The 21,176-nt window shown below is 69.3% G+C and carries 25 protein-coding genes and 1 pseudogene; 4 read left to right on the top strand and 22 right to left on the bottom strand.

Annotated features, from left to right (window positions below; genetic code table 11):
- Positions 1-107: 107 nt before the first annotated feature.
- On the bottom strand, positions 108-1,025 hold the full coding sequence (locus ACQ86G_RS11435) for a biotin synthase (RefSeq protein WP_431260660.1): 918 nt from the start codon (positions 1,023-1,025) through the stop codon (positions 108-110).
- 21 nt (positions 1,026-1,046) lie between these two features.
- Here ACQ86G_RS11435 and ACQ86G_RS11430 point away from each other — a divergent pair, with 21 nt between their 5' ends.
- Together ACQ86G_RS11430 and trmL are read left to right on the top strand one after the other, a co-directional pair.
- On the top strand, positions 1,047-1,796 hold the full coding sequence (locus tag ACQ86G_RS11430) for a ComF family protein (protein ID WP_431260659.1): 750 nt from the start codon (positions 1,047-1,049) through the stop codon (positions 1,794-1,796).
- Positions 1,797-1,820: 24 nt separating this feature from the next.
- Positions 1,821-2,291 (top strand): tRNA (uridine(34)/cytosine(34)/5-carboxymethylaminomethyluridine(34)-2'-O)-methyltransferase TrmL, encoded by a 471-nt coding sequence (gene trmL, locus ACQ86G_RS11425; RefSeq protein WP_431260658.1) that lies wholly within the window; start codon positions 1,821-1,823, stop codon positions 2,289-2,291.
- A gap of 6 nt (positions 2,292-2,297) precedes the next feature.
- On the opposite strand, the gene ACQ86G_RS11420 is transcribed toward trmL, so the two are convergent.
- The 8 genes from ACQ86G_RS11420 to ACQ86G_RS11385 all read right to left on the bottom strand — a co-directional run bounded on the left by ACQ86G_RS11420 (position 2,298) and on the right by ACQ86G_RS11385 (position 9,147).
- Positions 2,298-3,290: a Bug family tripartite tricarboxylate transporter substrate binding protein gene (locus ACQ86G_RS11420; RefSeq protein WP_431260657.1), complete on the bottom strand. Its 993-nt coding sequence runs from the start codon at positions 3,288-3,290 to the stop codon at positions 2,298-2,300.
- Positions 3,284-4,294, bottom strand: coding sequence for an NAD(P)H-dependent glycerol-3-phosphate dehydrogenase (locus tag ACQ86G_RS11415; RefSeq protein WP_431261382.1), 1,011 nt, complete (start codon positions 4,292-4,294; stop codon positions 3,284-3,286). The genes ACQ86G_RS11420 and ACQ86G_RS11415 overlap by 7 nt, the downstream gene beginning before the upstream one ends.
- A 108-nt stretch (positions 4,295-4,402) precedes the next feature.
- Positions 4,403-4,870, bottom strand: coding sequence for a protein-export chaperone SecB (gene secB, locus ACQ86G_RS11410; RefSeq protein ID WP_431260656.1), 468 nt, complete (start codon positions 4,868-4,870; stop codon positions 4,403-4,405).
- Positions 4,871-5,002: 132 nt separating this feature from the next.
- Complete coding sequence (gene grxC / locus ACQ86G_RS11405; RefSeq protein ID WP_431260655.1) at positions 5,003-5,260, bottom strand: glutaredoxin 3; 258 nt, start codon at positions 5,258-5,260, stop codon at positions 5,003-5,005.
- Positions 5,261-5,333: 73 nt separating this feature from the next.
- Complete coding sequence (locus ACQ86G_RS11400) at positions 5,334-5,753, bottom strand: rhodanese-like domain-containing protein (RefSeq protein ID WP_431260654.1); 420 nt, start codon at positions 5,751-5,753, stop codon at positions 5,334-5,336.
- Positions 5,754-5,816: 63 nt separating this feature from the next.
- Positions 5,817-7,331, bottom strand: a complete 1,515-nt coding sequence (locus ACQ86G_RS11395) for a methyl-accepting chemotaxis protein (RefSeq protein WP_431260653.1) — start codon at positions 7,329-7,331, stop codon at positions 5,817-5,819.
- Positions 7,332-7,512: 181 nt separating this feature from the next.
- Complete coding sequence (locus ACQ86G_RS11390) at positions 7,513-7,941, bottom strand: hypothetical protein (protein ID WP_431260652.1); 429 nt, start codon at positions 7,939-7,941, stop codon at positions 7,513-7,515.
- A gap of 21 nt (positions 7,942-7,962) precedes the next feature.
- Entirely contained in the window at positions 7,963-9,147 is a 1,185-nt protein-coding gene (locus ACQ86G_RS11385; RefSeq protein ID WP_431260651.1) for a hypothetical protein, read from the bottom strand.
- Positions 9,148-9,379: 232 nt separating this feature from the next.
- Here ACQ86G_RS11385 and gpmA point away from each other — a divergent pair, with 232 nt between their 5' ends.
- Positions 9,380-10,123 (top strand): 2,3-diphosphoglycerate-dependent phosphoglycerate mutase, encoded by a 744-nt coding sequence (gene gpmA, locus ACQ86G_RS11380; protein WP_297526590.1) that lies wholly within the window; start codon positions 9,380-9,382, stop codon positions 10,121-10,123.
- A gap of 118 nt (positions 10,124-10,241) precedes the next feature.
- On the opposite strand, the gene ACQ86G_RS11375 is transcribed toward gpmA, so the two are convergent.
- The 7 genes and pseudogenes from ACQ86G_RS11375 to ACQ86G_RS11345 all read right to left on the bottom strand — a co-directional run bounded on the left by ACQ86G_RS11375 (position 10,242) and on the right by ACQ86G_RS11345 (position 15,826).
- Positions 10,242-11,114, bottom strand: coding sequence for a ribose-phosphate diphosphokinase (locus tag ACQ86G_RS11375; protein ID WP_431260650.1), 873 nt, complete (start codon positions 11,112-11,114; stop codon positions 10,242-10,244).
- A 101-nt stretch (positions 11,115-11,215) separates the two neighbouring features.
- On the bottom strand, positions 11,216-11,953 hold the full coding sequence (locus tag ACQ86G_RS11370; RefSeq protein ID WP_431260649.1) for a lysophospholipid acyltransferase family protein: 738 nt from the start codon (positions 11,951-11,953) through the stop codon (positions 11,216-11,218).
- Positions 11,953-13,281: a dihydroorotase gene (locus ACQ86G_RS11365; protein ID WP_431260648.1), complete on the bottom strand. Its 1,329-nt coding sequence runs from the start codon at positions 13,279-13,281 to the stop codon at positions 11,953-11,955. Before ACQ86G_RS11365 ends, ACQ86G_RS11370 begins: the two co-directional genes overlap by 1 nt.
- On the bottom strand, positions 13,278-14,240 hold the full coding sequence (locus ACQ86G_RS11360; protein ID WP_431260647.1) for an aspartate carbamoyltransferase catalytic subunit: 963 nt from the start codon (positions 14,238-14,240) through the stop codon (positions 13,278-13,280). The genes ACQ86G_RS11365 and ACQ86G_RS11360 overlap by 4 nt, the downstream gene beginning before the upstream one ends.
- Before the next feature lie 4 nt (positions 14,241-14,244).
- Positions 14,245-14,745 carry a bifunctional pyr operon transcriptional regulator/uracil phosphoribosyltransferase PyrR gene (pyrR, locus tag ACQ86G_RS11355; protein ID WP_431260646.1) on the bottom strand — a complete coding sequence of 167 codons (501 nt, stop codon included), beginning with the start codon at positions 14,743-14,745 and terminating at the stop codon, positions 14,245-14,247.
- A pseudogene (gene ruvX / locus ACQ86G_RS11350) lies at positions 14,742-15,152 on the bottom strand (Holliday junction resolvase RuvX); the annotation flags it as partial. The pseudogene ruvX and the gene pyrR, both read right to left, overlap by 4 nt.
- Positions 15,153-15,247: 95 nt before the next feature.
- Complete coding sequence (locus ACQ86G_RS11345; RefSeq protein ID WP_431260645.1) at positions 15,248-15,826, bottom strand: YqgE/AlgH family protein; 579 nt, start codon at positions 15,824-15,826, stop codon at positions 15,248-15,250.
- 35 nt (positions 15,827-15,861) lie between these two features.
- On the opposite strand from ACQ86G_RS11345, the gene ACQ86G_RS11340 reads away from it, so the two are divergent.
- The gene (locus tag ACQ86G_RS11340) at positions 15,862-17,328 is read left to right on the top strand and encodes a cryptochrome/photolyase family protein (protein ID WP_431260644.1); all 1,467 of its coding nucleotides are present in this window, start codon (positions 15,862-15,864) and stop codon (positions 17,326-17,328) included.
- Positions 17,329-17,373: 45 nt separating this feature from the next.
- On the opposite strand, the gene ACQ86G_RS11335 is transcribed toward ACQ86G_RS11340, so the two are convergent.
- Genes ACQ86G_RS11335 through ACQ86G_RS11310 form a run of 6 tightly spaced genes read right to left on the bottom strand, consistent with a single transcriptional unit; the run spans position 17,374 to position 21,144 of the window.
- Positions 17,374-17,883, bottom strand: coding sequence for a spore coat protein U domain-containing protein (locus ACQ86G_RS11335; protein ID WP_431260643.1), 510 nt, complete (start codon positions 17,881-17,883; stop codon positions 17,374-17,376).
- Positions 17,880-19,193 carry a fimbria/pilus outer membrane usher protein gene (locus ACQ86G_RS11330; protein WP_431260642.1) on the bottom strand — a complete coding sequence of 438 codons (1,314 nt, stop codon included), beginning with the start codon at positions 19,191-19,193 and terminating at the stop codon, positions 17,880-17,882. Before ACQ86G_RS11330 ends, ACQ86G_RS11335 begins: the two co-directional genes overlap by 4 nt.
- Entirely contained in the window at positions 19,190-19,471 is a 282-nt protein-coding gene (locus ACQ86G_RS11325; protein ID WP_431260641.1) for a hypothetical protein, read from the bottom strand. Before ACQ86G_RS11325 ends, ACQ86G_RS11330 begins: the two co-directional genes overlap by 4 nt.
- Positions 19,402-20,103, bottom strand: a complete 702-nt coding sequence (locus ACQ86G_RS11320) for a hypothetical protein (protein ID WP_431260640.1) — start codon at positions 20,101-20,103, stop codon at positions 19,402-19,404. The genes ACQ86G_RS11325 and ACQ86G_RS11320 overlap by 70 nt, the downstream gene beginning before the upstream one ends.
- Positions 20,100-20,402, bottom strand: coding sequence for a hypothetical protein (locus ACQ86G_RS11315; RefSeq protein ID WP_431260639.1), 303 nt, complete (start codon positions 20,400-20,402; stop codon positions 20,100-20,102). Before ACQ86G_RS11315 ends, ACQ86G_RS11320 begins: the two co-directional genes overlap by 4 nt.
- Positions 20,386-21,144: a fimbrial biogenesis chaperone gene (locus ACQ86G_RS11310; protein WP_431260638.1), complete on the bottom strand. Its 759-nt coding sequence runs from the start codon at positions 21,142-21,144 to the stop codon at positions 20,386-20,388. Before ACQ86G_RS11310 ends, ACQ86G_RS11315 begins: the two co-directional genes overlap by 17 nt.
- Positions 21,145-21,176: the final 32 nt, after the last annotated feature.

The raw sequence follows: 21,176 nt of genomic DNA, 5'->3' as shown, positions 1-21,176 counted from the left end.
GCACTATGACTGGGCGCGACGCGCCGAACCGCCCAGGATTACCCGCAGAATGGTGCGCTCTCGCCCTCTGAAAGCGCGGGGCTAGCCGAGCCCGCGAAAGACGGGGGTCAGTGTTTGCCCGCGCCGCGCACCATCGCCCGCATCTGATCCAGCGAGACCTCGGTCGTGGCCGCCACCTTCACCTTCGGTTGAGGCTTGAACGCATGGCCGTAGACCAGTTCGATGCTCAGCGACAGGCGGCCGTCCGGGCCGCGCAGCGATTCGAGCGCCTGCATGAGCCGTTCGCGCCAGGCTTTCGTGCGCAGACCGCGCAGCCGGGCCGGCGCGAGATTGCCGCCGAGTGCGCGCAGGTCGCGCAGCAGGTCCTGCGGCGAGCCCCAGGTGAGGCGCAGATGTTCCTGGTCCATCACCGGATCGGCGAAGCCCGCGTGCACGAGCAGGTCGCCGAGGTCATGCATGTCGACCCAGTCCGGCGCCGGCGGTCCCCAGCCCTCGCGGGCGAAGATCGGGCGCAGTTCGATGAAGCTGTCGGGACCGAAGCACGAGAACATCAGGCAGCCCTCCACCGCCAATCCCGCGTGCCAGGTCTTCACCAGCGCGGGCTTGTCGGCTTCGGCATGGAGTTCCATGTTGGACCACGCCAGTTGTGCGGCGCCGGTGGGCGGCTCGACGATGAGCTCGGTCGGCGCGCTGCCGCGCAGCCTGTCCACCATCGATTGCATGAAGCCCCGCTTGAGGCGCTGCGCGAGCAGCGCGCGCACCTCGGCGTCGGGTTCGAGCCACAGCTGCGTCGCTTGCGGGTAGCGTTGGCGCAGGCCTTCGTCGCCGCCGCCGATCGACGGGCGGCTCTGCAGCACGGCCGTCGGCTGGAGGCGGATCACCGACAGGCGGTCCAGCATGCGCGTGGCCACCTCCTGATGCAGCCACGGAGCCTCGTCGGACGTGGCCAGTCGACGGCGCTGCCGCCGCGCCGCGCCCGCATCGATCTGCTGTGTGCTCGGCGGCAAGGCCTCATCTCCAGTCATGGGGCGGGATTGTAGGCGGCCATGCTTGACCTGTTCCGGCGCCGGGCATTGGCGCGATCCTCGATGGGCAGCGGCCTCGCGCGGTTCTGGCCGGGGCAGTGCGCGTTCTGCCGGTGCTGGTGCCGGGGGCCGTTGTGCGAGGACTGCGAGTCGCAGCATCCGGTCGACGCCGGGCCGCGTTGCGCGCTCTGCGCCCTGCGGCTGCCGGCCGGCACGCGCGCCACGGACGCATTGCGCTGCGGGCGTTGCGCGGCGCATCCGATGCCGCTGTCGCGCTGCGTCGCAGCGATGGATTACCTGTTTCCGTGGGATCGGCTGCTGCTCGGGCTGAAGTTCGGCGAACGGCTGGAGCACGCGCCACTGCTCGCGACGCGGCTGTCGCAGGCTCTGGAACTCGCGCGGGCGGCACCGCCTGACCTGATCGTGCCGGTCCCGTTGTCCGAGCAGCGGCTGCGCGAGCGCGGCTACAACCAGGCGCACGAGATCGCGCGGCGACTCGTGCCGCCGCCGGGGGCCGAGCGACAATCCCGCCTTTGCGCGCTGACCCTGATGCGCGTGCGTCACACCGACCAGCAGGCGCAGTTGCCGCTCGACGAGCGACGCGGCAACCTGCGCGGCGCGTTCGCCGTCGTGAAACCGGTGCACGGCCTGCGGGTCGCGATCGTCGACGACGTCATGACCAGCGGCGCCACGCTGCACGAGGCCGCGCTGGCCTTGCAGCGCGCGGGCGCCCGCGACGTGCAGGCCTGGGTCGCCGCGCGCACGCCCTGACCCCTGTCGAAAGAGCTTCGCCCCATGTTCAACATCGTGCTGGTCCATCCGGAGATTCCGCCCAACACCGGCAACGTGATCCGGCTCGCGGCCAACACCGGCTGCCGGCTGCATCTGATCGAGCCGCTGGGGTTCTCGATGGAGGACAAGCTGCTGCAGCGTGCGGGCCTCGACTATCACGAGTACGCGCCGGTACTGCGGCACGCGGACTGGGAGCGCTTCATCGCCTCGGAGCAGCCCGATGCGACGCGGATGTTCGCGTTCACGACGCGCGGCAGCCGGCTGCTGCCGTCGGTCGAGCTCAAGCCTGGCGACTGGCTGGTGTTCGGTTGCGAAACGGCGGGCTTGCCAACCCCCTTGCGCGACAGCTTCCCGCTTGATCAACGCGTGCGGCTGCCGATGCGCGACGGACAGCGCAGCCTGAACCTCAGCAACGCGGTGGCGGTGGCGGTCTTCGAGGCCTGGCGGCAGAACGGCTACGCCGACGGCGTCTAGCCCCCGCTATTCACGATCCAGCTTCAACTGCCTGATCAACGCGCCCCAGCGCTGACGCTCGTCGCGCATCAAACTGTCGAGCCCTTCGGGCGACGTGCCTGCCGCACTGAAGTACAGCGGCAGCAGTTCGCGCCGGAAGCTCTCGCCGCGGACGATGCGGATGACTTCGTCAGCAACGCGACGAACGATGCCATCCGGCGTCCCCGCCGGCGCCAGCAATGCCTGCCACGACGTCGCCTCGAAGCCGGGATACCCAGACTCGGCGACGGTCGGCAGTTCGGCGAGCGCTCCGAAACGTCCGGCGCTCGTCACGGCCAGCGCCTTCAGCTTGCCTGCCTTGACCTGCGGCATCGCGATGGCCGGCACCATGAAGCCCGCGTGGATCTGACCGGCCAGCATCGCGTTCACGACCTGCGGGAAGCCGGCATACGGCACGTGCACCAGCTTCAACCCGGCGCGCGCGATGAACGATTCCATCGCCAGGTGCGCGGCACTGCCGTTGCCGATGCTGCCATAGTTCAATGCGCCCGCGCGCTGCTTCGCCAGCGTGACGAACTGCGCCAGCGTGTCCACGCCCAGCGACGGCGGCACGACGAGCACGTTCGGCGAACTCGCGATGAAACTGACCGCACGCAGCTCGCGCTGCGGGTCATACGGCAATGACTTCGCCAGCAACGGCGCGGTGATCAACGGTCCCTGGATCGTGAACAGCAGCGTGTGGCCGTCGGGCGATGCTTTCGCGACCGCGCCGGTGCCGATATTGCCGCCGGCGCCGGGCTTGTTGTCGATGACGATGGGCTGACCCAGCGCCTGCGCGAGCGGCTCGGCGAGATAACGCGCAATCAGGTCGGGCGAGCTGCCGCCCGGGAACGGCACGACGAGGCGGATCGGTCGCGACGGCCACGGTGTCGCGGCGCGGCCGGACAGCGGCCAGGCGCCGAACGCGGTCGAGGCCGACGTCGCGGTGGCCGCGACGATCAACGTCCGGCGGTTCACCACTCGGACTTGGCCTGGCGCCCCATCAGCGCGTCCAGGGCTTCATGCGTGGTCATGCGGCCTTCCAGCACGTCGACGACCGCAGCGGTGATCGGCATGTCGACGCCGGCGCGCTGTGCACGCGCCAGCACGGTCGGCGCGCTGTAGACACCTTCGGCGACGTGGCCCAGCTTCACGAGGATGCCGGGCAGGTCCAGGCCCTCGGCGAGCAGCAGGCCGACACGGCGGTTGCGCGACAGGTCGCCGGTGGCGGTGAGCACCAGATCGCCCAGACCCGCGAGCCCGAGCAGGGTCTCCTGCTGCGCGCCCAGCGCCAGCGCGAGCCGCTGCATCTCGGCGAGCCCGCGCGTGATCAGCGCGGCGCGGGCGTTGAGGCCGGGGCCTTTCACGCCTTTCGCCTCGGCGACGAGCCGCAGCCCGTCGGCGATGCCGACGGCGATCGCCATCACGTTCTTCACCGCGCCGCCGACTTCGACGCCGACCGGATCGGCCGACGAGTAAACACGCAGCCGTTCGCTGTGGAACGCGGACACGCCCAATTGCGCAAGTGCCGCATCACCCGAGGCGGACACGAGCGCGGTCGGCTGACCGGCCGCCACCTCCTGCGCGAAGCTCGGCCCCGACAGGATGCCGGTGGCCAGCTGCGGCGCGACCTCGCGGGCGATCTCGTGGCCGAGCAGGCCGGTCCCGGCCTCGAAGCCCTTGCAGAGCCACTGTGCCCGCGCGCCCGCCGGCAAGCGGGTCAGCATGCCCCGCAGGCCCGACATCGGCGTCGCGATGACGATCAATCCGTCACGCCCATGTGCGAGCGCGACGTCGAGGTCGTCGGTCAGTTGCAGGACGTCCGGCAGCGGCGAATCCGGCAGGTAGCGGATGTTGCGGCGGTCGGCGCGCATCGCGGCGATCGCACCGGCGTCACGCGCCCACAGCGTCACCTCATGGCGCGCGCTCGCGGCGATCGCCAGCGCCGTGCCCCAGGCACCGGCGCCGAGCACGCTGATCTTCATGCGCGGAGCAGTCATGGTCGGTTCAGAGGTTCGAAAAGGGGAAGCTCGCAATGAAACACGCCGGCCGGCGGACGGATCCGCGAGGCCGGCGCGCTCATGGGCCGAGGTTCAGTTCGGGACGGCTTCGCCGCCTTGGCCGTTGGCGGCCAGTTGCGCCTGCTGGGCCTCGAACATCGCCTGGAAGTTCACTTCCGTCAGCATGACCGGCGGGAAGCCGGCGCGCGTGCAGACGTCGGACACGATCGCACGCAGGTACGGGTAGATCATCTGCGGGCAGACGATCGCCAGGATGCCTTCGAGCTGGTCCTGCGGCAGGTTGCGGATCTCGAAGATGCCGGCCTGCTTGGCTTCGATCAGGAACAGGGTCTTGTCCTGCACCGTCGTCGTGACGGTGGCGGTGACGCTGACCTCGAAGAGGCCTTCGGCGACCGGTTCGGCGGCCAGCGAGAGCTTGATGTCGACCTGCGGCTGGGCCTGCTCCAGCAGGATCGCCGGGGCGTTGGGCTGCTCCAGCGACAGGTCCTTCAGGTACATGCGCTGGATCTGGAACACGGGAGCGTTGTTGTCGTCGGCCATGGGGTCATCCAAATGAAAAAGCCCGCCAGCGGCGAGCCGTGGCGGGCATTATGACCGAGCGTTCGCGACACTCCGGTGAGGGGTTTCCGGAGATCGGCGAAGACTTCGGGTATCGCTTCAGGGATCCAGGTATCAGGCCTGCAACAACGGTTGCAATCCGCCGCGCTGGTCCAGCGCCATCAGGTCGTCGCATCCGCCGACGTGGGTGTCGCCGATGAAGATCTGCGGCACGGTCCGGCGGCCCGTCTGCAGGATCATCGCGTCGCGCTGCGACGGATCCAGGTCCACGCGGACCTCCTCGATCTGGCTGACACCCCGCTGCTTGAGCAGGTGCTTCGCCCGCACGCAGTACGGGCAGACCAGGGTCGTATACATCTTCACGGCGGCCATCGCCAGTTCTCCAAGAATCGTGTCGAGCGTCCTTCCACCGGCAATCGTTGTGCCGGCGCGGTCGCCAGGGCGGTCAGGCCGCGGACGTCTCGACAGGCAAACTCGCCTCGCGCCAGGCGGTCAGGCCACCCTGGACAGCGACCGCGTTCGCGTAGCCCTGTTTCTGAAGGATGCCAGCGGCGCGCTGCGCGCGTGCGCCGGTCTTGCACATCAGCACCACCGGCAGGGCCTTGTTGCTGGGCAGTTGCTTGGCCGGGAGGTCCGTGCCAGTCAGCGTCGACAGCGGCACGTTGCGGGCGCCCTTGGCGTGGGCGGCGGCGAACTCCTCCGGCTCGCTCACGTCGACCAGCACGCCCTTCTCGCGGTTGACCAGGCGCACGGCCTCGACCGTCGGCACACCGCCCGCCTTGCCGCGCATCGACGTCCACAACAGCAGACCGCCCGACACCAGGGCCGACAGCACGAGATACCAGTTTTCAATCAGGAACTTCAAGGCGGGGCCCGTTCGGTTGGATGCAAAAGCCGAGGATTATAGAAACCCCGCCAGGAGGGTCCGTCAGTTCAGCTTGAAGGTCGACACTGCAGACTGCAACGCGCGGGCCTGCTGCTCCAGGCTGTTGGCGGCGGCGGCGGCCTCTTCGACCAGCGCCGCGTTCTGCTGCGTCATCTGGTCCAGCTGCACCACCGACTCGTTGACATGGCCGATGCCCTGGCTCTGCTCGGCGGACGCCGCGGTGATCTCGCTGATGATGTCGGAGACGCGCTGCACGCTGGCGACGATCTCCTCCATCGTCGAGCCCGCATCCTGCACCAGGCGGGAACCAGCCTCGACGCGGGTCACGCTCGCGCCGATCAGCGTCTTGATTTCCTTGGCCGCCTCGGCGCTGCGCTGGGCGAGCGAGCGCACTTCGCTCGCGACCACCGCGAAACCGCGGCCCTGCTCGCCCGCGCGGGCGGCTTCGACCGCCGCGTTCAACGCGAGGATGTTGGTCTGGAACGCGATGCCGTCGATGGTGCCGATGATGTCGCCGATCTTGCGCGAGCTCGCGCTGATCTCGTCCATCGTCGACACGACCTGCCCCACGACCTCGCCGCCCTTCTTCGCGACGGTCGCCGCGCTGCCGGCCAGCTGGTTCGCCTGGCTGGCCGCGTCGGCGCTCTGGCGCACGGTCTCGGTCAGTTGCTGCATGTTGGACGCGGTCTGCTCCAGCGAGCCGGCCTGCTTCTCCGTCCGCACCGACAGGTCCTGGTTGCCCGCGGCGATCTCGCGCGAGGCCACCGTCATCGAGTCGGTGCCGCTGCGCACGTTGCCGACGATCGCCGACAGGCCCTGCGACATGTCGCGCACCGCCGCCAGCAGGCTGGCCTCGGCGCCCGGTGCGACGCGGATGGTCTGCGAAAGATCGCCTTCGGCCATCTGGCGCATCACGTCGCGGGCGTACTCGGGCTCGCCGCCGAGCTGGCGCCACACGCTGGCGATCAGCAGCCACGATCCCGCGCCCAGGCACACGACGACGATCAGGCCGCTCAGCACGGTGGCCCACAGGCCGGAGCCGACACCCTTCTCGGCGCTTGCGAGCGTCGCGTCGAAGGTGGACTTCGCATCGGCGCGCGCGTCGCCGAGCGTCTGCTCCAGCGCTTTCTGCGCGGCCTGCATCTTCGGGATCGAGCCCGCCTGATCGCCCTGCTTGATGCCGAGGAACAGCTGCGCCGTCTCGACCGATGCGGCGTAGTAGGCCTCGAAGCCACTCTCCAGTTTCGAGCCGGCATCGGCACGACCGGGGATCGCCTTGATGCTGGCGATCACCTTGCGCATCGCGGCCGCCCGCTCGGCGGCTTCGTCCAGGCGCTTCTTCTCGCCCTCGGCGACGGCGGACTGGATCGTCCCGCCCAGGGCCTCGAGCTGCGCGGCCACCTGGTTGGTGGCCACGAGGTACGGATAGTCGGCCTCGCCCAGCGCGTGGATCGCGCCCGAGGTCCGCGACGAAAAGAACAGCACCACCGCGATGCCCACCGCGAAGACGATCGCCGCCAGCACGGGCAGCATCGCGATACGGGTCTTCAAGTTCATGCCTGACTCCAGTTCATCTTTGTCCCAACGATCCCCTGCGACCCCGGCGGTTTCCCCGCGAGGTCGGCGGCGCCCGTTTCCCGGTCGTTTCCCGGCGCGGCGCCTGACACGCGTCACCGGTCCCTCTGCGCGGACTCGGCGGGCGGGTGCGGGAGCGGCACGCGCCGCCCCTGTGCCGGCGTCAATCGACGCTGAGCACCACCTTCACCGAGCCGTCGACGGCCGACTTCTCGATGTAGCCGATGGCATCGGCATTCGCGGCGACGAACTTCTTCACATCGGCCGCGCTGCCGAGTTCCTTGGGCGGCGTGCCCTTGCCCGAGAACACCAGGCGTGACCACGCGGCCTTCACCTGCGCGGACGACTTGCCGGTGGCCTTCGAGTAGAACTGCTCGCGCGCCGCGGCGCTGTCGGGCAGATCCACCGCCTGCGCGGCGCTGCCGTTGGGCAGCTGGTTGGACTTGCCCAGGAAGATGCTCGCGACCTGGTCGGCGGTCATGCTGGCGACGGGGCTCTTCGGATTGACCACGACGGCGACCTGCGCCTGTGCGGCCACGGCGGCGGCGAACAACGCCGCGCCGATCATGGGCTTGATCATGTTGAACTGCATGGGGGCCTCTTCTTCTGATGCTTAGAACACGAAGTCGACGGCGACGCTGTAGACGCCGACGCGCTCGTTGTTGAAGCCCGGCTGGACGTTGTAGAACTGGCCGGCGCCGGTGGTCTTGATGCTGTCGTACTGGGCCTTGACGGCGATGTTGCGCCACACGTCCCAACGCACGCCCAGACCGATGGTCTTCTGCGGCGTGCTCTGCGCGGCGGTGATCGCGTCGACGACGGCGCGCAGCGGCAGGCCGCCCACGACGACCGTGCCCGGGATCGTGTTGTTGACGTTGCTGCTGTCGGTCTTCTGCTGCGACAGCGTCGCGTACGGCGTGAACTTGCCGACGCGGTAGCCGACCGTCGTGTACCAGCCGGTGGTGTCCGGCACGAACGAGTCGTTGCGGCGCTTGGTGTACTCGGCGGCGACGACCCACTGGCCTTCGTCATAGGTCAAGCCCACGCCGGAGAAGCTGGCGTCCTTGTCGGTCGCGTCGATCTCGTTGCCGACCGAAGCGAACGGCGTCTGGCGCAGCACGCCGACCAGGCCGCTGACGGTGGCGCTGTGCGCGGTCAGCTTGCCCTGCGCATGACCGACACGCAGGTTCAGGCCATCGGCCAGTTCGACGGTGGCGTTGATGCCGACCATCTTCTTGATCTCGAGCTTGGTCTGGCGCACGTACGACGAGGCTTCGCCGCCGAAGGCCTGCAGCGAGACGCTCTTGCCGGCGACCTGCGTCGTCCAGTTCACATCGGCGCCGTCGAAGTGGCTGACCGGCACCTGGCCGTAGACGTCGATCGGCGGGCGCAGCCAGGTGTTGGCGTAGCCCACGTCACGGAAGTCGGACACCGCGAAGAACGGCGCGCCGATGCGGCCGGCCCGGATCGCCAGACCCGGCGTGGCCTGCCACTTGGCGAAGGCCCACTCGATCTGCGGCGTCCAGTCGCCCTTGCCGGTCTGCTTAGTCAGCACCTGCACGGTGGCCGAGAACTGCGAGTTGAACTTCGCCGTGCCCTGCAGGCCCAGCTTGCTGTCGACTTCGCCGCTGATCGTCTTGTCGGCGCCGTGGACCTGGCCGGGGATGACGTACTCGGCACCGTCCTTGGTCGCACCGGTCAGTCCGACCGTGCCGAAGCCCGAGAACGAGAACATCGAGTCCGATTGGCCCTGCGCGTGCGCGCCGAATGCCACCAGCGCCAGCGCGAGGGGCGTCATGCGCAAGTTCTTCACCACCATCATTGCAAGTACTCCTGTACAGCGTGAATGCCCAACGCGGGCATGTTCTTTTGGCGAACCAAGTTGGGGCGCGAGTGCGCCTTTCGCCCGGTACGAAACCAGTTGTCGGCCCTGCGGAAGGCTTCTTGAGGCGGGCGCCCTGGAGGGCTGCCTCTAGAATCCGCCGGGCCTGCCGGAACCCGGCCAAACCTCACGAAACCATCCAAGACCCATGTACAAGCTCGTGCTGATTCGCCATGGCGAATCGACCTGGAATCTCGAGAACCGCTTCACCGGCTGGACCGACGTGGATCTGACGCCCACCGGGGTGGAACAGGCCAAGCAGGCGGGCCGTCTGCTGAAGGAAGCCGGCGTCGATTTCGACGTGGCCCACACTTCGGTGCTCAAGCGCGCCATCTGGACCCTGTGGCATTGCCTGGATCAGATGGATCGCCAGTGGTTGCCGGTGAAGCACAGCTGGCGCCTGAACGAACGCCACTACGGCGGCCTTCAGGGTCTGAACAAGGCGGACATGGCCAAGCAGTACGGCGACGAGCAGGTGCTCGTCTGGCGCCGGAGCTATGACACCCCGCCTCCGGCGCTGGAAGCGTCGGATCCGCGCAGCGAGCGCGGCGACATCCGGTATGCCGGCCTGCAGCCCTCGGACATTCCGCTGACCGAGTGCCTGAAAGACACCGTGGCCCGCGTGCTGCCCTACTGGAACGAACAGATCGCACCCGCCATTCTGTCGGGCCAGCGCGTGCTGATCGCGGCCCACGGCAACTCGATCCGGGCCCTCGTGAAGTATTTGGACGGCATCGCCGACGAAGCCATCGTTGGCGTGAATATTCCCAACGGGATCCCGCTGGTCTACGAACTGGACAAGGACCTGAAACCCATCAAGAGCTATTACCTGGGCGACGCCGAAGCGGCCGCCAAGGCCGCCGCCGCGGTGGCCAACCAGGGCAAGGCCTGAGATCGGGCTGCGTCACGCACGGTGGCACACAGCGCTTGACGCAGACGAACGAAAGCCCGGCGGTGCCGGGCTTTTTCGTTGGTGGTGCGCAGCGGGTCATGCCGCGCGAAGGCGCGACCTACTTCCGCCGCAATGCCGTCGCCAGCAGTTCCGCGATGCAGACCGCATTGCTCTCGTGCGACACGGCGTTGCTGCTCCAGACGTGGCGCACGCCGGCCGCGCGGAGCGCCGGCAACGCATCGCCGTTGAAGAGCGCATGCGTGACCGCGACATCGACGCTGGCCGCACCGCGCTCCAGGGCCTCGCGGGCCGAGCCGATCAGCGTCCGGCCCGTCGAGGCCATGTCATCGAGCAGCACCACGGCGCGACCGCGCACCTCCAGGTCCGGGAAGGCGAGTTGCACCTGCGTGTCGCCGAAACGCACCTTGCGACCGACGGCATGGTCGAGCTTGGCGGCGCGCGCCGCTTCGGCGACCCATTGACCGGACTCCTCGTCCGGTCCGACCAGCACCGCCCCCGGCACCTGCACCGCGATGAAACGTCCCAGCAGCGACGCCGCCGACAGCGCGACGCCCCGCCCCTTCGGCATGACCTCGTCCAGGCTCGCGATCCGGTGCAGATGGGGATCCACCGTCACCACGCGGTCGAACTGCGTCGACAGCAAGGCGGCGATGTGCCGCTGGCTGACGGCCTCACCCGGCGTGAATTCCATGTCCTGCCGCATGTAGGCCAGATACGGCGCCACCAGCATCAGGTGCCGGACACCCCAACCACGCGCAGCAGGCGCCGTGATCAGCAACTCGATCAGACGATCGTTCGGTTGGTGCTGCAATCCTCGCAGCACGATCACATCAGCCGGCAACGGCTTGGGCAGGACCAGACGGAGTTCCCCATCCGGAAAACGGTGGCGCGTGATCACGCCGAGCGGGCGGCCCAGCTCGCGCGCCAGGCGCGTGGCCAACTCCTGTTCATCTTCGAAACAAAGCAGCATCGCCGGATCCTCGCACCAATCGGGACCCGGAGGGCATCCGGCATACCCGGGCTGGGCGAACTGAGCCCGACGGATGGGGGCGTCCCCGATCAACCGAGGACTCAGGGCCTTGGGAGTGCGTTGTTGATCCGGTCCGAAAGAGCCCCCGCCAGATGGCGGCGATCAAGACCCTCGGTGGGCATCGCCGGCAGGGAACGCACCTCGACCGCCAGATCCTTCGCGGTCAGGATGCGCCACAGACTCTCCATCAAGGTCATCTGCCCGATGTATTGCGCCGCATCGCTGTACGGCACGTCCGGCTGATGCCAGCGCAGCACCACGGGCTGCAGCGGCGTATGCGTGCTGATCGCGGCCTGCAGCAGATTCCCGTGCAAGGGCAGCAATGGATAGCCCGCGCCTGTCGTGCCTTCGGGGAAAACAGCCACCGTCTCGCCGGCCGCCAGCGCCTCAGCCGTCTTGTGCACGACACGCAGCGCATCGCGCTTGCTGGCACGCTCGATGTAGAGCGTGCCGACCGCCGTCGCCAGCGACCCCACCAACGGCCAGGTCGCGATGTCGGCCTTGGACACAAAGCGCGCCTCGGGCATCACCGCGTGGATCGCGGCGATGTCCAGCCAGGAAATGTGGTTGGCCGTGATCAGCCGCGGCGTCGGCGCCTGAGGCCCGGGGGACTCCAGCCGCACGCCCAGCACGCGCAGCAGCTTGGCCGACCACCAGCCGACGTATCGCTGCCTCGCCGGCGTGTCCAGACGTCCCCAGCGCCACTGGACGAGGTAGACCCCGTGCCCGATGTGCGCCAGCATCCGCAGCGCGCGCCACGCGCCGACCAGCGCGCGCATCAGACGGTCCGCTCGGCTTCGGTGACCAGCGATTCGTAGGCGACCGTACCGGCCACCAGCGTGTAGCGCACCCGGCCCGGCAGCTCGAAGCCGGTGATGTCGAACGCGAACGGCGTGTGCTTGCCCTGGCTGACCAGACGCTCCGGTGTCACTGCGCCGCTGACCTCCGCATCGAAGACGACGACGTCGCCGACGCCGCCCTCGACCAGCCGGCCGGCACTCGCCGCCAGCGAACCGAGCGCACTGCCCAGCACCTTCACCGGACGCGCGGTGATCGTGTCGAGTGCCTGCGCGAGCGACAGCCCTTCGTCCTGACCCCAGCGCAGCGCCAGGCTCAACAGCAGTTCCAGGCCGGTGGCCCCGGGCGTGGCCTCGGCGAAGGGCAGCGTCTTCTCGTCGGCGGCGACCGGGTTGTGGTCGCTGACGAGCGCGTCGATCGTGCCGTCGGCCAGCGCGGCGCGCAGCGCGTCGCGGTCGCGCTGCTGGCGCAGCGGCGGCTGCAGGCGCATCGACGGGTTGAAGTAGCCGATGTCGACGTCGCTCAGGTGCAGCGAGTTGATCGAGACGTCCGCCGTGATCGGCAGCCCCTCCTTCTTGGCCTGGCGCACGAGCTCCACGCCGGCGGCACTGCTCAGGCGGCACAGATGGACCCGGCAGCCGGTCACGCGGACCAGTTCCAGGATCGTGTGCAGCGCGATGGTCTCGGCCGCGACCGGCTCGCCGGAGAGGCCCAGTCGCGTGGCCACGGCGCCGCTGGCCGCGACGCCGCCGCTCAGCCACGGATCCTGCGCATGCAGCCACAGCGTGTAGCCGAAGCTCGCCGCGTACTGCATCGCGCGCTGCACGGTCAGCGTGTTGCGGATCGGCACGTAGGCCTGCGAGAAGCCGACGCAACCGGATTCGGTCAGCTCGGCCATCTCGGTGAGCGACTCGCCGGCCAGGCCGCGCGTCAGGGCGCCCAGCGGGAACAGCCGGCAGCGGCTGAGCTTGCGGGCGCGGAACTTGAGCATGTCGACCAGGCCGGGCTCGTCGAGCGTCGGATCGGTGTCCGGCGGGCAGACGAGGCTGGTGACGCCGCCCGCGGCGGCGGCGGCGAGCTCGCTCTCCAGCATGCCTTCGTGCTCGTGACCCGGCTCGCGCAGACGCGCGGCGAGGTCGACCAGACCCGGCGCGACGACGAGGCCGGTCGCATCGATGACGCGATCCGCGTTGAAGTCGCCGACGCTGCCGAGGCCGACGATGCGGCCCGAGGCGATCGCAAGGTCGCCGACCTTGTCGAGTCCGGAAGCCGGGTCGAGCAGCCGGCCGTTCTGGATCAGGATCTTCATGCTTCGTTCCCCGCCAGGATGGACATGACAGCCATGCGCACCGCGATGCCGAAGGTGACCTGCGGCAGGATGACGCTGTGCTGGCCGTCGGCGACGGTGGACGAGATCTCCACGCCGCGGTTGATCGGGCCCGGATGCATCACTATGGCATCGGGCTTGGCCAGCGCCAGCTTCTCTGGCGTCAGGCCGAAACTCTTGAAGTACTCGCCGGCGCTGGGCAGCATCGCGCCGCTCATGCGCTCGTTCTGCAGGCGCAGCATGATGATGACGTCGGCATCGCGGACGCCCTCGGCCATGTCGTGGCACACGCGCACGCCCATGTCCTTGAGGTCGCCGGGCACCAGCGTCTTCGGACCGACGGCGCGGATTTCCGGCACGCCCAGCGTCGTGAGCGCGTGGATGTCGCTGCGCGCGACGCGCGAGTGCACGATGTCGCCGACGATCGCCACGGTCAGGTTGCTGAAGTCCTTCTTGTAGTGCCGGATCGTGTACATGTCGAGCAGGCCCTGCGTCGGATGCGCGTGGCGGCCGTCGCCGGCGTTGACCACGTGGACATGCGGCGCGCAGTGCTGCGCGATCAGGTAGGGCGCGCCGGACTCGCTGTGGCGGACCACGAACATGTCCGCGTGCATCGCCGACAGGTTGGCCACCGTGTCGAGCAGCGTCTCGCCCTTGGCGGTGCTGGAGCGCGCGATGTCGAGGTTGATGACGTCGGCGGACAGGCGCTTGGCGGCGATCTCGAAGGTGGTGCGGGTGCGGGTGCTGTTCTCGAAGAACAGGTTGAACACCGACTTGCCGCGCAGCAGCGGCACCTTCTTCACCTCGCGGTCGTTGACCGAGAGGAAGGTCCCCGCCGTGTCCAGGATCTGGTGCAGCACGGCCTTGGGCAGGCCTTCCGTGGACAGCAGGTGGATCAGCTCGCCATGCTTGTTCAGCTGCGGATTGCGTTTGCTCAGCATGGGGTCAGTCCTCCTTCACGTCGAAGCTGAAACGGCCACCGTCACCCTTCACCAGGCTGAGGCGCTGGTTCGGCGCGACGGCGACGCGCGCGGCGGAGAACGCCGGCTCGATCGGCAGTTCGCGGCCGCCGCGGTCCACGAGCACCGCCAGCGTGACGCTCGCGGGCCGACCGAAGTCGAACAGTTCGTTGATCACGGCGCGCGTCGTGCGGCCGGTGTAGAGCACGTCGTCGATCAGGAGGACGTGACGGCCCTCGATGTCGAAGGGCAGCTTCGTGTGGTCGGCGCTCGCGTTCATGCCCTTGCTGCCGAAGTCGTCGCGGTGCAGCGCACTCGAGATGACGCCGTGCTGGCCGGCCAGCTTCAGGTCCTGCTGGAGGCGCTCGGCCAGCCAGGCGCCGCCCGACCAGATGCCGACCAGCGCGCAGTCGGGTTGCAGCAGCCGCTGGACGCCGCGCACGAGGTCGGCGTAGAGCGCTTCCGCATCGAGGTGCAATGTGCTCATGGGTGTTCCCGGAAGAATTGTTCGAGGATCAATGCCGCGCTCGCGGCATCGAGGTCGCGCGCGCCCTGCGACTGGGCTTCCACGCTGGTGTAGCGTTCATCGACTTCGACCACCGGCAGCCGGTAGCGGCCGCGCAGCTGCCCGGCGAACTTGAGCGCGCGGGCAGTCATCTCATGCGGCGCGCCGTCCGGATGGCGCGGCACGCCGATGACCAGCGCATCGGGCTCCCACTCCTGGATCAGCGCGGTGATCGCGGCCCAGCGGGCGTCGCCCTGCTCGGTGATGGTCCGCAGCCCGCGCGCGCTCCCCAGCATCCGGTTGCCGGTCGCCACGCCGAGGCGCTTGGTACCGAAATCAAAACCGAGGGGGAAACAAAAGCGGCGGGGAAGAAGCGGGAGAGCCGGTGCTCATGACGCCTCCGGTCATGCCCGCCGCCGGGCCGCCCCTAGGCGGGCAGCGCCCCTCGGGGGCAGGAGCGAAGCGACTGGGGGACTCACAGTCATCATGCGTGCCCGGCCTCCTGGCTGAGCATCCGGGGATCGATGCCGAGCAGCGCGAGCGCCTTGTCGTAGCGCTCCTCGATCGGCGTGTCGAAGATGATCTCGTGCGTCGCGTCGACGGTGATCCAGCCGTTGCGGCCGAGTTCTTCCTCGAGCTGGCCCGCGGCCCAGCCGCTGTAGCCCAGGGTGACCAGCACACGCTTGGGACCGGCGCCGTTGGACAGCGCTTCCAGCACGTCGCGGCTGGTGGTCATCTCGAGCCCGCCGGGCACCGCCAGCGTCGCGCTGTAGTGGTTGCCCTGCTCGTCCAGCGCCTCGTGCAGCACGAAGCCGCGTTCGGTCTGCACCGGCCCGCCGAAGAAGACCGGCCGCGCGGCCATGTCCACGTCCGACAACTCGAGCTCGACCTTCTCGAACAGGTTGCCCAGCGTCAGCGAGATCGGCTTGTTGATGACCAGGCCGAGCGCGCCCTTCTCGTTGTGCTCGCACAGGTAGATGACCGACCCGGCAAAGGTCTCGTCCACCATGCCCGGCATGGCGATCAGGAACTGGTTGGTCAGGTCGATGCGTGCCTTGGACATAGGGGCGGATTCTATTTCACCGACACTCCCTCTCCATGAACGCCCTTGTCTGGTTCCGGCGCGATCTGCGCGCGGACGACCACGCCGCCCTCTTCCACGCCCTCAAGCACCACGAGCGCGTGTTCTGCGCCTTCGTGCTGGACACGGACATCCTGGACGCGCTGCCGCGCGCGGACCGCCGCGTGGAATTCATCGTCGACGCCCTGCGCGTGCTGGACGCGGATCTGGCGGCCCTGGCGCCCGGCGCCGGGCTGATCGTGCGCCACGGCACCGCGCGGGAGCAGATCCCCGCCCTGGCGGCGGAACTGGGCGTCGACGCGCTGTACTTCAACCACGACGACGAGCCGGACGCGCTGCGCCGCGATGCCGACGTGGGCGGAACGCTGCTCGCACGCGGCATTCAGGTGGAGAGCTTCAAGGACCATGTCGTCTTCGAGCGCTCGGAGATCCTGACGGGTTCACGCAAGCCCTACGGCGTCTTCACGCCCTACAAGAACGCGTGGTTGCGGGACGTCAATCCCTTCTTCCTGAGCAGTTATCCGGTCGAGCGATACGCGTCGCATCTGGCGAAGGCTCCGCAACAGGGCGTGCCGGCGCTCGGCGACATCGGTTTCGAGCCGGCCGGACTCACTGCGGCGCTGACCGGCGGTAGCGCCGGCGCGCAGCGGTTGTTCGACGAGTTCCTCGAGCGCATCGACCGCTATGGCGACACGCGCGATTTCCCCGCAGCGAAAGGTCCCAGCTACCTCAGCACGCACCTGCGCTTCGGAACGATCTCGATCCGCCGCCTGGCGCGCGAGGCCTGGGCCCGGGGCCATGCGCCGAAGGGCGGCAAGGCCGTCAGCGCGGGCGCTCAGGTCTGGCTGTCCGAGCTGATCTGGCGCGACTTCTACCACCAGGTCCTGCATCACCATCCGCGGGTCGTGGCAGGCGCGTTCCGGCCCGAGTACGACCGCATCGCCTGGGCCGACGGCCCCGACGCAGACGCCGATTTCGAGGCCTGGTGCCAGGGCCGCACCGGCTACCCGCTGGTCGACGCCGCCATGCACCAGATCAACGAGACCGGCTACATGCACAACCGGCTGCGCATGGTGACGGCCAGCTTCCTCATCAAGGATCTCGGCATCGACTGGCGTCGCGGCGAAGCCTATTTCGCCGAGAAGCTGATCGACTTCGACCTCGCCGCCAACAACGGCGGCTGGCAATGGGCCTCGTCCAGCGGATGCGACGCGCAGCCCTACTTCCGCATCTTCAATCCGGTCAACCAGAGCGAGAAGTTCGATCCCGACGGGAAGTTCATCAAGCGCTACCTGCCGCAGCTCGCGAAGCTGCCGCCCAAGCTGATCCATGCGCCCTGGCTGGCGAAGCCGGCGGAACTCGCGGCCTGCGGCGTGGTGCTGGGCCGCGACTATCCGGAACCGGTCGTGCGCCACGAGACGGCGCGGATGGCGACGATGGCGCGCTACGCCGTGGTGAAGGACCGGACCTTCCCCGACGCATGAGCGTCCCCTGGGCGCCCAGGGCGCTTGGGACCGGATCGTGGCGCGTCACTGGTAGGTGAGCGTCACGCTGACGGAGTCGGTGTACGGCCCGCCTGGCGGCACCGTGGTCTGCCGACCCGGGATGCGCGCGTAGACGGTGTAGACCAGCCCCGGCGACAGCCCGAGCGCGTCGAGCAGCAGGCCGCCGCCGACCATCGTGCCGGTGGTGCCGTCGCCCCACACCGTCGTGTAGGTGTTGTCGATGTACAGGTTGTAGTTGAGCGAATTCGCCCCGAAGGTCAGTCGTCGGGCGGAGATGCTGGGCCCGTTGCCCTGGTTGAAGGCGACGGTGAACGGGATGAGCAGCCCCGCAACGCCGCCGCACTTCACCGTGACCGTGCCGGTGGAGTCGGTGTTGCCGTAGGCCAGCGGGTTGTAGTTGGCGAAGAGCACCGAGGTCGTCGTGACGGTGCACGAGCACAGTCCCTGCACGCACAGGGCATGCGCCGAGGGTGCCGCGCCCATCAGCGCCAGCCAGGGCAGCACACGAAGCAGGCGGAAGGGCATGGCGTTCATGGCGACTCCTTGCGGGTGGTCTCTGCGGGTGTCTTGACGGGAGTTTGCGCGTGATCCGGCGCGCCGGACGCGTCAGGCTGGGGTGGCGTGCCGGTCGACCAGGCGGCGATCCTGCGACAGACCACGGTGCCGAGGTCCGGCAGTTCGGTCGCCTGCGCCGGCAGACGCAGTTCGAGCCGGCACGGCGTGCCGTCCCCGCGCCGCGCCAGCACGTCGCCGACCGCGCCGGAGCCGTCGGGCAGCCCCGTCACGAAGGCCCGGCCGTCCAGGCCCATCGGGAATGTGCGCCTCGATCCGGCGACTTGCAACTCGGTCCCCGGCGGCAACGGTTCGCCGGTCTCGTCGACGACCCGGAACGTCGCCGTCCGGCTGTGCGTGATCGGGAAGCGGATCAGCGCCGCACTGCGCGCCGCCGGCATGACCTGCAGCTCCAGCGCCTCGATCTCGGCGTCGAGCGGCAGATCGTCGGCCACCACGCCGACGCGGTTCATCTGGTAGCCGCGCAAGGCCGGCAGGAACGCCCGTCCCTTCGCATCGGTGCGCGCGACCGGCTGGTTGTCATGGAGGATGCGCACATCCGCCTGGTTGTCGACCTGCACGACCGCGAAGCCACCGTCGATGCGCCGGCTGGCGTAGGCGCTGCCGTCGATGTAGGCGAGCCCGCCGCTCGCGCCGAGGCGCACGTCGGTCTGGCCGGCCGTTCGAGAGACGCCGCCATCCAGCGCCACCCTGTTCGTCTGCCACTGGGCCTGCGCCTGCTGCCGGCCGTTCGACTCCGTCAGCAGCTGGTAGCCGAGGCCCTCGCCGACCGGGGGATTGCTCTGCAACTGGACCTGCCAGAGATCGCGCGACTCCTGCCCGCCGCCGCGCTGCCCCTGCCAGGCCGTCGACAGACTCTTGTTGCCGTCGAGCAGCAGACTCCAGAAGACCGAGATCGCCGTGCCGCCGCCGTTGCCCGCCTTCAGCGCGGACAGGCCGAAGAAGCCCCATCCGCCGAGACTGCGGCTCGCATTGAAGGACCAGAGCTTGTTGGCCACCTGCAATTGCCCTTGCGGCGCGGGCCGCTGCGGCGCGCCCTGGTTGACCAGTCCGATGCCCAGCCCCCACTGTTTCCACGACGTGCCCACTGACGCCGAGACGCTCCATTTCGGCAGCACGGGATTGCCGAGCTGCGTGAAACCCGCCGTGGCGCGCTTGACCTGAAACCCGCCACTCCAGTCCATGCCCTGACGCTCGACACCCAACGTCGCGAGCGCGCCGCGGCGCGCCTCGGGATCGTCGCTGCGGCTGGCCACGCCCGCCAGGCTCACCGTGCCCAGCGCCGGGAACAGCCACAGGCCCGTCGCGCCGAGCGCCTGCTGGCGTTGCGTGAGCTCGCCGCGCCATTCCTGCGTGAAACAGGCGTGAGGCCGTTGCGCCAGGTGCCGGCCAGCACCGCGCGACCGTAGCGGTTGCTGTCGATGCCGTAGTTCAGGCGCAGCCAGCCGGCCTCGACGCTGTAGGCCGAGAGCCCCGGCTTCAGCAGCGACGGGCTGATGTAGTACGGCTGCACGACGATCTGCTCGCGGCCGAGCAGGTCCCGCACCACGGTGCGGATCTCCCCTGGCCGGTGACCAGCGGCAGGTCGCTGATGTCGAACGGGCCCGGTTGCACGCGCCCTTGCAGCCGCTGGCTGTTGTTGACGAAGACGTCCACCGTCGACGGCAGCGACGCCTCGCCGCGCAGCGTCGGCAAGGGGAAGCTCAGGAAGCCCGGGCGCAACGAGAAGTCGGTGCTCCACTGCACGCCCCCGAACCGCATCGCCTGGCCCCAGGTGCCCGGCTGCGCGATGCTGTCGCCGAGCCGCCAACTGGTCAGGTGCTCCGGGCGGTCGATCGTCCAGCGCGAGTCCAGCCGCACCCAGCCGCCGCCCATGCCGCTGCGGTAGAGCTGCTGGTGGTTGAGATCGCCCCGCGGCGTCAGCACGCCGAGTTCGGTGACCCCGTCGACGTTGCCGTCACCGCTCAGGCGCTTCTGCCACTGCACGTCGTAGTTGGCATACAGCCCGAAGGTCGACGGCAAGGTGACCTGCGTGGCCGAGCGCGCGACTTCGATCTGCTGTTCGGAGAAGGCCTGGGGCGGTGCGTCGATCTCCAGCGTCTGGCTGAGTTCCTCGACGCGCCAGCGCATCAGTTCGGTGGGACCCTCGCCAAGGATCATGTGGAGCTCGCCGTCGATCATGCGCGGCGGCAGCGCGGGGGGCGGAACTTCAGTTCGGTCCACAGCGCCTGAGGGATTGCCAGGCCCTCCGGCACGCGCACCGCGCGCACGGTCTGAGGCTGGGGGATGCCGTTGATCTTCAGCCCGAGCAGCAGCGTCTCGCCGAAGCGCGGCGCCTGGGCCAGGGCCTGCGCCGGGTCGGAAGCGGGCGGCGCGGGCGGCAACGGTGGCACCGGCGGAGGCTGCTGCGCCTGCGCCGCCGCGGTCACGCACAGGCAGACCGCCGCCGGCAGCACGCCGAGATCACTTGCCCGCCGCACCGGCCGTGACCTGCTGCAATCCCTGGTCCGTCATGACCTGCAGGTTGCCCGGCGGCCCGGCGGGTGTGGGGATGCGGTAACTGCGCTGCTCGCCAGGGAAGACCACGCTCTGCGCGCCCGGTACCGCCATCGACTTCACCTCGCCGTTGGCGCCTGTCAGGCGCAGTTCGCTGACCTTCACGTGCACGTTGCCGGCGTTCGTCACCGTCGCCACGGTCTCGCCGCTGCTGGCGCGCTGCACGCTCCAGCTCGAGTCGCGCCGCACCTGGTTGGGCGCCACGTAGACCGGCACCCGCAGCGCCACCAGCACCCGCACCGCGCCGGTGACCTGCGTGTCGCCGCCCTGACGCGCCACCGGCACCTCGCGCAGCACCATCCGATAGGTCGCCTCCTGCTGGAGGTCGGGCGGGCGTCGCAGGCCCACGCGCAGGACCTGGGCCTGCCCGGCCTGCAGCGTGAAGATCGGCGGATTGACGAGCAGGTCCGTCGTCGGACCGTCGACGTCCTGGCCGTTCTCCCGCGTCCAGCGGATGCCCTCGGCCTGCATCGTCACCGGCTCCGTGCCGTTGTTCTGGACCTGCACCGTCGCCCGGTCGTTAGCGCGATCCAGCCGCACGTTGACCGGCATGATGCTGACGTCCGCGGCCCAGGCCGCCGGCATCGCCAGCACTGCCGCCAGTGTTCCCGCCAGCATGGCCGTCCTGCCCAGGACGGCCGCCAGCCCGCGTCGGATCGTGTTCATCGGTCTCTCTCCTGTTGTCTTGTCGTCCGATG

Origin of the sequence: Roseateles chitinivorans, assembly GCF_050632145.1 — a bacterium.
GTDB lineage: Bacteria > Pseudomonadota > Gammaproteobacteria > Burkholderiales > Burkholderiaceae_C > Roseateles > Roseateles chitinivorans_B.
This window is presented reverse-complemented; position numbering and strand designations above follow the sequence as displayed.